This is a genomic window from Rubellimicrobium mesophilum DSM 19309 (assembly GCF_000600335.2).
GTDB classification, from domain to species: Bacteria; Pseudomonadota; Alphaproteobacteria; order Rhodobacterales; family Rhodobacteraceae; genus Rubellimicrobium; species Rubellimicrobium mesophilum.
In genome coordinates this window covers 22,438-32,243 of sequence record NZ_KK088587.1, presented here as the reverse complement: position 1 = coordinate 32,243, position 9,806 = coordinate 22,438, and the positions used below count along the sequence as shown (strand labels likewise).

The following is a 9,806-nucleotide window of genomic DNA, read 5'->3' as shown; positions in this document are numbered from 1 at the left end:
ACTCGCGTCGTTCAACCGCTTCACCGCCCTCGGCACCCCCGCAGACCAAGCGCGTTGCATAAAGCCGACGGGGGTCAGGGGCAGCTCGCTCTTACGCCGAATTGCTCAACAGAGCCAGGCGCTTGCAAAATATCAAGCAATGGCGCAGAGTCCACGAAGGTTTCAGCAATCACGGCTTCCGGCTTGTTCTCTGCGCGCTTCTCGAAATTAAGAAGAATTTTATGAACACTCACTATGTCAGCCACGACGAGTCCTTCTGATTAGGCGTTGTATTTGGCTTAGCTCTGGTGCCACCTACTTAGGAATAGCATCCTCAGTGCGCAAGTATCGTTGGTTCTTGGGCGCACCATCAGGGCCCGAGTCGCCACCATGGCGGCCTCAAACCTGCGCTACGCCCAACCCACCAGTATACACCCAACCCAAGGCCGTTGCGTCCCCCTCCCCAACCCACCGCCCGATCCTGTAACGAACGCTTAACGAATCGCTGGCACGGTCGCCTCAACGACCCAAAGGACCTCCTCATGCGCCTCACCACCGAAGAAGCCTTCGTCAAAACCCTCCAGGCCCACGGCATCCGCGACGCCTTCGGGATCATCGGCTCGGCCTTCATGCCGATCTCGGACCTGTTCCCGCAGGCCGGCATCCGCTTCTGGGACTGCGCGCACGAGGGGTCGGGTGGGATGATGGCCGACGGCTACACCCGCGCGACCGGGCGGATGAGCCTGATGATCGCCCAGAACGGCCCCGGCATCACCAACCTCGTGACCGCCGTGAAGACCGCCTACTGGAACCACACGCCGCTCCTCGTGGTGACGCCGCAGGCCGCGAACCGCACCATCGGCCAGGGCGGCTTCCAGGAGGTCGAGCAGATGGCGCTCTTCAAGGACATGGTCGCCTACCAGGAGGAGGTCCGCGACCCCGCCCGCATGGCCGAGGTCCTCAACCGCGTGATCCAGAACGCCTATCGCCTCTCGGCCCCCGCCCAGATCAACGTCCCGCGCGACTTCTGGACCCGCGAGGTGGACATCGACTTGCCCCTGATCCTCGAGTTCGAGCGCCCCTCCGGCGGCGCCCAGGCCCTCGACGAGGCGGCGAAGCTCCTCGCCAGCGCCAAGCGCCCCGTGATCCTGAACGGCGCGGGCGTGGTCCTCGCGGGCGCCATCCCCGCCACCGCCCGCCTCGCCGAACGCCTTTCTGCGCCGGTCTGCGTCGGCTACCAGCACAACGACGCCTTCCCTGGCTCGCACCCGCTCTTCGCGGGCCCGCTCGGCTACAACGGCTCCAAGGCGGCGATGGAGCTGATCCGCGAGGCCGACGTGGTCCTCGCGCTGGGCACACGCCTCAACCCCTTCTCGACGCTGCCCGGCTACGGCATCGACTACTGGCCGAAGGACGCGGCCATCATCCAAGTCGACATGAACCCGTCCCGCATCGGCCTCACCAAGCAGGTCAGCGTCGGCATCGTCGGCGACGCCGGGCTGGTGGCCGAGGGCCTGCTCCAACGCCTCCCCGAGCGAGAGCCCGACCGCGACCGCCTGGGCCGCATCGCGCAGGCCAAGAGCGCCTGGGCCCAGCAGCTCGCCTCGATGGACCACGAGGACGACGACCCCGGCACCACCTGGAACGCCCGCGCCCGCGCCGCCAAGCCCGACTGGATGAGCCCCCGCATGGCTTGGCGCGCGATCCAGGCCGCGCTCCCGCGCGAGGCGATCATCTCCTCCGACATCGGCAACAACTGCGCCATCGGCAACGCCTATCCGTCGTTCGAGGAGGGGCGCAAATATCTCGCCCCCGGCCTCTTCGGGCCCTGCGGCTATGGCCTCCCCGCCATCGTGGGCGCCAAGATCGGACAACCGTCCGTCCCCGTGGTCGGCTTCGCGGGCGACGGCGCATTCGGCATCGCGGTGAACGAGCTCACCGCCATCGGCCGCCCCGAATGGCCCGCCATCACCATGGTCGTCTTCCGCAACTACCAGTGGGGCGCCGAGAAGCGGAACTCGACGCTCTGGTACGACGACAACTTCGTCGGCACCGAGCTGTCGGACCGCGTGAGTTACGCCGGCATCGCGCAGGCCTGCGGCCTCCAGGGCGTCCAGGCCCGCACCATGGAGGACCTGACCGAGGCTCTCCGCACCGCGATCCGCGACCAGATGGAGCACGGCAGGACCACCCTCATCGAGGCCCTCATCAACCAGGAGCTGGGCGAGCCCTTCCGCCGCGACGCCATGAAGAAGCCCGTCCGCGTCGGCGGCATCGACGCAGCCGACATGGCCGACGCGTAGGGTGCCGCTCGACCTCGGCCCCCTCGCCTGGGGCTGGCTCGCGGTGGTGGCGCTCGGAGCAAGCTTCGTGCGCGGCTACTCGGGCTTCGGCTTCGCGGCGCTGCTGATCGCGGGGGCGTCGCTGGTGACGCCGCCGGTGGCGCTGGTGCCCTCGGTGATCCTCTGCGACATCGCCCTGACCGCGCCGCAATGGGTCACGATCCGGGGCGCCATCGACTGGCGCCGCGTGGCCTTCCTCTTCGGCGGCTGCCTCATCGGTGTCCCCCTGGGCGTCCGGGCCGTCGCCGAGATGGGCGAGGACACCGCCCGCATCGTCGTCGCCCTCTACGTCCTCGCGATGTGCCTCGTCCTCCTGCGGGGCTGGCGCCTCGCCCGGCCGGCGGGGGGCGCGGCGAACGGAGTGCTGGGCGTGGTCTCCGGCCTCGCAAACGGCGCGGCGGTGGGCGGCCTCCCCGTCGCCGCCTTCTTCGCCGCCCAGCCCATCCCGCCCGCGACCTTCCGCGCCACGCTCGTCGCCTACTTCGCGGTGCTCGACCTCTACACGCTGGCGGTGCTGGGCGCGGGCGGCCTCGTCTCCCGCCACTCCCTCGCCCTCGCGGCGCTCGGCCTCCCGGTGATGCTCGCGGGTCTCCACCTCGGCTCCCGTCACTTCCTGAAGGCCCCGCCCGAGGAGTTCCGCCGCTTCGCCATCTGGACGCTCATGGCCCTCGCCCTCCTTGGCCTCCTGCGCGCCGCGCTCTAGCTTGGTCCCGACCCGGAGCCCCCATGTCCCCCCTCGCCGACGACCACCCCTTCCTGTCCCGCACGCCCCCCCACGCGCCCGAAACGCTCCTGGCCCAGGCGCGCGGCTGCGGCGTCCCGCGCGTGGCCCTCGTCAACGCCGGCGCCCCCACCCCGCTTCAGGGCCTGCGCGAGGCCTGCGAGGAAGGCCTCGCCGAGCCCATCCTGCTCGGCGACCCCATCAAGATCCACCACGCGGCGGACGCGATCGGCTGGGACATCCGCCCCTTCCGCCTCGTCCCCGCGCCCGGCGAGAGCGCCGCCCCCAAGGCCGCCGAGCTCGCCGTGGCGGGCGAGGCCGACGCCATCATGAAGGGGCAGATCCACACCTCGACCTTCCTCAAGGGCCTGCTGCCCTCGGCCTGCGGGCTCCGGGACAAGGGCACGATCTGCGGCCACGTCTTCCACATCACCGCGCCCGGCTCCGACCGGCCGCTGTTCCTCACGGACGCCGCGCTGAACGTCGCGCCCGACCTCGCCACCCGGCAGGCCTGCCTCTCCCATGCCGTCCACCTCGCCGATCTCGTGGGCGTCGCGCGCCCCTACGCCGGCATCCTCGCTCCCTCCGAGGACGTGACCCCCACGATCCCCTGCTCGGGCGAGGCCGCCGCCATTGCCGCCTGGGCCAAGGGCGCCCTCCGGCAGGCGGTGGTCGAGGGGCCGCTCGCGCTCGACCTCATGCTCTCCCGCGCCTCCGCCTCCGTGAAGGGCGTCGAGAGCCAGGTCGCCGGCCGCGTGGACATCATCCTCGTACCAGAGCTGAACGCCGGCAACGCGCTCTTCAAGCTCATGTCGCTCGGGATGGGCTGCTGCGCGGCGGGCGTGGTCATGGGCGCCAGGGTCCCGATCCTCCTCACCTCGCGCGGCCAGGGTGCGCCCGACCGCATCGCCTCCGCCGCCCTGGGCGCCATCCTCGCCGCCGAGGCGCGCGACCGCCGGCGGGCCGCCGCGTGATCCTCGTCGTCAACGCCGGATCGTCGTCCGTCAAGGTTGCCCTCTTCGACGAGCACCTGAAGGAACTCGCCAAGGGCGCGGTCACCGAGATCGGCGCCACTGGCGAACTCACCCTCGGCAGCTTCCGTCAGCCCGTCCGCGCCGCCGACCATGACGCCGCCCTCTCCCTCCTCCTCGCGGCGCTGCGCGCCGAGGACCACCCGCCCGAGAGCCTGCGCGCCGCCGCCCACCGCGTCGTCCACGGCGGCGCCACGCTCACCGCTCCCTGCCGCCTCGATGCCACCGCCGTCGCCGCCATCGAGGCTTGCGTCCCCCTCGCCCCCCTCCACAACCCCGGCAACCTCGCCGGCATCCGGGCGCTCCAGCGCCTCGTCCCCGACCTGCCGCAGTTCGCGAGCTTCGATACCGCCTTCCACGCGACGAACCCGCCCGTCGCCACCACCTACGCGCTGCCCAAGGCCTTCCGCGACGCAGGCCTCCGCCGCTACGGCTTCCACGGCATCAGCTACTCCGCCCTCGTGGAGCACCTCGACCCCCTCCCGAGGCGCCTCCTCGCCCTCCACCTCGGCAACGGCGCCTCGCTCTGCGCCATCCTCGACGGCCGGTCCGTCGCCACCTCCATGGGCTACTCCCCCCTCGAGGGCCTCGTGATGGGCACCCGGACGGGGAGCATCGACGGCATGGCCGTCCTCGACATCGCCCGTGCCGCCGGCCTCGACCACGCCGCCGACATCCTGAACCGCGAGAGCGGCCTCAAGGCCCTCTCCGGCACCTCCGACATGGCCACGATCCTGTCCCGCACCGACGAGGACGCCCGCTTCGCCGTCGAGATGTTCTGCTACTGGGCGATTCGGCAGGCGGGCTCCGCCATCGCCGCGATGGGCGGCCTCGACGCCCTCGCCTTCACCGGCGGCATCGGCGAGCACGCCACCCCCGTCCGCGAGCGCATCGCGGAGGGCCTCGCCTGGGCCGGCCGCGTCCCGGTCCACGTCGTCCCGGCGCAGGAGGAGCGCCGCATCGCGCAGGATGCCCTCGCGCTCCTCGGCGACGCCTGAGGCTGCCTCACTCCATCCGCAGCTCGACCCGACCGGCCTGAAGCCGCCCCGGCACCAGGACCCCCTTGTCGCCGAGGGCCGGGAAGTCCTCCCGCCAGTCCCGGAAGCGGTCGTTGCTCACGATCCGGGCCTGGATCCTGAGGGCATGGGCGATGAGCAGCGGGTCGGCCGGCGTGCGGCTCGGGGCCACGAAGATCCGGGAGCGCGGCAGCGCGAGCGCCCGCGCGAGGTCGGCGGCCTCCACGTGCCGCCCGACCAGCTTGTAGCCCACGTTGGCGTCGAAGAAGACATGGGGCGCGAAGCCCCGCGCGGACAGCTCGGCCAGCACCATCTCGACCGCCCCGAGCGTGGGCACGTCGTCCTGCCAGTGCATGACGTTCGAGCCATCGACGACGATGACCGGCCTGCGCCGCCCGAACAGCCGTCGCAGCCCGCGCCCGATCAGGCGGCCCGCCAGCCCCGAGCCGACGGCGGCGGCGACCAGCCCGAGGCCCCAGCCCAGGAACCGAAGGACCGGCGGGCCGGGATAGGCCAGCGCCACGGCGGCGGCGAAGGACAGGATCAGCAACACGGCAACGGATCGGCTCACGACAGCTCCCACTCGGCACCCAAGGCTCGCCTCAGCCTAGCGGAGCCCGCCCTCGCCGTGCACTCCCTTCCACCGCACCCGCTCCTCTCCGGCTTTCAGGTGTTGCCTATGTTCCCGCCTTGCGCCGCCCCCCTCGCGGTGGTCTGCTCCCGCCATGACCGCCCCCCGCTTCGACGCGCATCCCAAACCCGGTGACGAGGTCGCCAAGACGACCTGCTACATGTGCGCCTGCCGCTGCGGGATCGACGTCCATCTCACGGATGGCCCAGACGGCACGAAGCAGGTCGCCTACATCGAGGGCAACCGCGACCACCCCGTGAACAAGGGCGTCCTCTGCGCCAAGGGCAGCGCGGGGATCATGCAGGTCAACTCCCCGGCCCGCCTCCGGGCCCCCCTCCTCCGCACCGGCCCGCGCGGCTCGGGCGAGTTCAGGGAGATCACCTGGGACGAGGCCCTCATCCTCGCCGTCTCCTGGCTCCAGCCCATCCGCGAGACCGCGCCCGAGAAGCTCGCCTTCTTCACCGGCCGCGACCAGAGCCAGAGCTTCACCGGCCTCTGGGCCCAGGCCTTCGGCACGCCCAACTACGCCGCGCACGGCGGGTTCTGCTCGGTCAACATGGCCGCCGCCGGCATCTACACCCTCGGCGGCGCCTTCTGGGAGTTCGGGGCGCCGGACTGGGACCGTGCGAGGCTCTTCCTACTCTTCGGCGTGGCCGAGGACCACGACTCCAACCCCATCAAGATCGGCCTCGGCAAGCTCAAGGCGCGCGGCACCAAGGTCATCGCCATCAACCCCATCCGCACCGGCTACAACGCCGTCGCCGACGACTGGCTCGGCATCACCCCCGGCACCGACGGCCTCCTCGTCCTCTCCCTGATCCACTGCCTCCTGCAGGCGGGCAAGATCGACCTCGACTACCTCGCCCGCTTCACCAACGCCCCTTGCCTCGTCAACGAGGACCCCGCGAGCCCCCAGAACGGCCTCCTCCTCCGCGACGCCGAGAGTCGGCCGCTCGTCATCGACCGCCGCACCCGCAAGCCCGCCCCCTGGGACGGCGAGGGCGTGGAGCCCGACCTTTCCGCCACATACCGCCACCATGGCATCACCCACCGCCCCGTCCTCCACCACATCGCCGAGCGCTACCTCGCGCCGACCTACGCGCCCGAGAACGTGGCGGAGCGCACCGGCATCCCGGCCCAGCGCATCCGCCAACTCGCCGCCGAGATCGCCTCCGCCGCCTTCGACGGCGAGCCCGTGGTCCTCGACCGCCCCTGGACCGACTTCCGGGGCACCCGCCACGCCACCATGCCCGGCCGCCCCGTCGCCATGCACGCGATGCGCGGCATCTCCGCCCATTCCAACGGCTTCCAGACCTGCCGGGCCATCCACCTCCTGCAAGCGCTGATAGGCGCCGTGGAAACCCCCCGGCTCCATGCGCTTCGAGCCCCCCTACCCCAAGCCCCCCTCCGCACATCCGAGGCCCCATGCCAAGGCCACCCCCGGCCACCCCCTCGACGGCCCGCACCTCGGCTACCCCCTCGGCCCCGAGGACCTCTGCCTCAAGGAGGACGGCACCCCCGCCCGCATCGACAAGGCCTTCTCGTGGGAGGCGCCGCTCTCCGCCCATGGCCTGATGCACATGGTCATCGCCAACGCCCACGCCGGCGACCCGTACCGGATCGACACGCTGTTCCTCTACATGGCCAACATGGCCTGGAACTCGTCGATGAACACGACGGGCACCATGGCGATGCTCACCGACACCGACGAGAGCGGCGCCTACGTCATCCCCCACGTCATCTACGCCGACGCCTTCGCCTCCGAGACGGTGGCCTACGCCGACCTCGTCCTCCCCGACACGACCTACCTCGAACGCAACGACGCCATCAGCCTCCTCGACCGCCCGATCTCCGAGCCCGACGCCGCCGCCGACGCGATCCGCTGGCCGGTCATCCAGCCCGACCGCGACGTGCGCCCCTTCCAGTCGGTGCTCCTCGACCTCGGCGCGCGGCTCCACCTCCCCGGCTTCGTCGCCGCCGACGGCAGCCCCCGCTACCGCGACTACGCCGACTACCTCGTGAACCACCAGCGCCGCCCCGGCATCGGGCCGCTGGCCGGCTGGCGCACGGGCCCGAACGGCCTTCAGGACGGGCGGGGCGAGCCCAACGCCGCCCAACTGGACGAATACATCAAGAACGGCGGCTTCTGGACCGGCCACGTCCCCGAGGAGGCCGCCTTCTACAAGCCCTGGAACCGCGCCTATCAGGACTGGGCCGTCCGCATCGGCCTCTACGACGCCCCCCAGCCCTACATCCTCAGCCTCTGGTCCGAGCCCCTCCGCCGCTTCCAGCTCGCCGCCGAGGGCGAGGGCCCCCGCCAGCCCCCCGACCACCTCCGGGCGAGGCTCCACGCCACGATGGACCCCCTCCCCGTCTGGTACGAGCCCTTCGGCGACGACGTGAATGAGGCCGACTACCCCCTCCACGCCCTCACCCAGCGCCCGATGGCGATGTACCACGCCTGGCACAGCCAGAACGCCTGGCTCCGCCAGATCCACGGGAGGAACCCGCTCTACGTCCCCAAGGCCCTCTGGGAGGCGCAGGGCTTCCGCGAGGGCGATTGGGCCCGCGTCACCTCCCCGCACGGCCAGATCACCGTCCCCGTCGCCCGCATGGACGCCCTGAACCCCAACACCGTCTGGACCTGGAACGCCATCGGCAAGCGCAAGGGCGCCTGGGCGCTCTCCGAGGACGCCCCCGAGGCGACGAAGGGCTTCCTCCTCAACCACCTCATCTCCGAGCTCCTCCCCCCCAAGGGCGACGGCCATCGCTGGAGCAACTCCGACCCCATCACCGGCCAGGCCGCCTGGTTCGACCTCCGCGTCCGCGTCGAGAAGTGCGAGGCGCCCGCCGAATGCACCCCCGCACACCCGCCGCTCAATTCACCGGTCGAGCCCGGCCCCGAGACGCTCGCCTGGAAGGTCCAGCCATGAGCACCCGCCCCGAGACCATCGCCGCGCTTCTCGACGCGCTCGACGCGCCGCTCACGTCGCGCGCCATGTTCGGCGAATACGCCCTCTACCTCGACGGCCGGGTGGTGGCGCTCGTCTGCGACGACCAGCTCTTCGTGAAGCCCACGCCCGGCGCCCGCGCCGCCCTGCCGGACGCGGACATGGCGGCGCCCTATCCCGGCGCCAAGGACCACATCCTCGCCTCCGACGCCCTTGACGACCCGGAGCCGGCGACCATCGCCCTCCGGGCTGCCGCCACCGAGCTGCCGCTCCCCAAGCCGCGCAAGAAGAGGGCGACATGACCGCCCTCCCCCCACCCTCCCCCCGAAAGCTCGGCCTCGTCATCGACCTCGACACCTGCGTCGGCTGCCAAGCCTGCGTCGTCGCCTGCAAGGGCTGGAACACCGAGAACTACGGCGCGCCCCTCTCCGACCTAGACCCCTACGGCGCGAGCCCTGAGGGCACCTTCCTCAACCGCGTCCACGCCTACGAATGCACGCCCAAGGACGCCCCCGCGCAGATCGTCCACTTCCCCCGCTCCTGCCTCCACTGCGAGGACGCGCCCTGCGTGACCGTCTGCCCCACGGGCGCGAGCTACAAGCGCGCCGAGGACGGCATCGTCCTCGTCAACGAGGACGCCTGCATGGGCTGCGGCCTCTGCGCCTGGGCCTGCCCCTACGGCGCGCGCGAGATGGACGCGGTGGCGGGCGTGATGAAGAAATGCACCCTCTGCGTGGACCGCATCGGCAACGAGAACCTCCCCGAGGAGGACCGCATCCCCGCCTGCGTCCGCACCTGCCCCACCGGAGCCCGCCACTTCGGCGACCTCGGCGACCCGGACAGCGCCGTGAGCCTCCTCGTCGCGGAACGCGGCGGCCTCGACCTCATGCCCGAGCTCGGGACCAGGCCGGTCAACAAGTATCTCCCCCCACGCCCCAAGGACCGCGCGCCCACGCCCCCGCCCCTCGACACGGTGGCCGAGACCCCGAAAGGCTTCCTCGGCTGGCTCGACCGCGCTCTAGCCGCATTGCCGGGGGCCTGACCGCCGAATGCCTCTGTCCTTGCCGATGACCCCTCCCAGCCGTCTCGGCCCGGGCCCGCTCGTTCGGAGCCCAGGGCCCGACCAGGGGCAAGG

At 71.6% G+C, this 9,806-nt stretch carries 8 protein-coding genes and 1 pseudogene; 7 read left to right on the top strand and 2 right to left on the bottom strand.

The genetic code is table 11. The features are described 5' to 3' along the window. Positions 1 to 74 precede the first annotated feature (74 nt). The gene (locus RUMESO_RS25250; RefSeq protein ID WP_156362968.1) at positions 75 to 245 is read right to left on the bottom strand and encodes a hypothetical protein; all 171 of its coding nucleotides are present in this window, start codon (positions 243 to 245) and stop codon (positions 75 to 77) included. Positions 246 to 521: 276 nt separating this feature from the next. Between RUMESO_RS25250 and xsc the strand changes: the two genes are divergently transcribed. Genes xsc through RUMESO_RS15515 form a run of 4 tightly spaced genes read left to right on the top strand, consistent with a single transcriptional unit; the run spans position 522 to position 5,071 of the window. Further along, positions 522 to 2,282, top strand: a complete 1,761-nt coding sequence (gene xsc, locus RUMESO_RS15530) for a sulfoacetaldehyde acetyltransferase (protein ID WP_037281456.1) — start codon at positions 522 to 524, stop codon at positions 2,280 to 2,282. 1 nt (position 2,283) lies between these two features. Further along, positions 2,284 to 3,024, top strand: a complete 741-nt coding sequence (locus RUMESO_RS15525) for a sulfite exporter TauE/SafE family protein (RefSeq protein WP_037281455.1) — start codon at positions 2,284 to 2,286, stop codon at positions 3,022 to 3,024. 23 nt (positions 3,025 to 3,047) lie between these two features. Next, on the top strand, positions 3,048 to 4,016 hold the full coding sequence (locus tag RUMESO_RS15520; protein ID WP_037281454.1) for a phosphate acyltransferase: 969 nt from the start codon (positions 3,048 to 3,050) through the stop codon (positions 4,014 to 4,016). After that, a complete protein-coding gene (locus RUMESO_RS15515) occupies positions 4,013 to 5,071 on the top strand; it encodes an acetate/propionate family kinase (protein WP_037281453.1) in 1,059 nt (352 codons plus the stop codon). The genes RUMESO_RS15520 and RUMESO_RS15515 overlap by 4 nt, the downstream gene beginning before the upstream one ends. Positions 5,072 to 5,078: 7 nt before the next feature. Here RUMESO_RS15515 and RUMESO_RS15510 read toward each other — a convergent pair whose 3' ends face one another. Continuing rightward, the gene (locus RUMESO_RS15510) at positions 5,079 to 5,660 is read right to left on the bottom strand and encodes an NYN domain-containing protein (protein WP_156362967.1); all 582 of its coding nucleotides are present in this window, start codon (positions 5,658 to 5,660) and stop codon (positions 5,079 to 5,081) included. A gap of 154 nt (positions 5,661 to 5,814) precedes the next feature. Here RUMESO_RS15510 and RUMESO_RS15505 point away from each other — a divergent pair. From RUMESO_RS15505 to RUMESO_RS15495, 3 genes and pseudogenes are all read left to right on the top strand, one after another. Then, positions 5,815 to 8,653: pseudogene (locus tag RUMESO_RS15505) on the top strand (molybdopterin oxidoreductase family protein). Continuing rightward, entirely contained in the window at positions 8,650 to 8,973 is a 324-nt protein-coding gene (locus RUMESO_RS15500; protein ID WP_037281452.1) for a TfoX/Sxy family protein, read from the top strand. Before RUMESO_RS15505 ends, RUMESO_RS15500 begins: the two are co-directional and overlap by 4 nt. After that, the gene (locus tag RUMESO_RS15495; RefSeq protein ID WP_037281451.1) at positions 8,970 to 9,713 is read left to right on the top strand and encodes a 4Fe-4S dicluster domain-containing protein; all 744 of its coding nucleotides are present in this window, start codon (positions 8,970 to 8,972) and stop codon (positions 9,711 to 9,713) included. The genes RUMESO_RS15500 and RUMESO_RS15495 overlap by 4 nt, the downstream gene beginning before the upstream one ends. Positions 9,714 to 9,806: the final 93 nt, after the last annotated feature.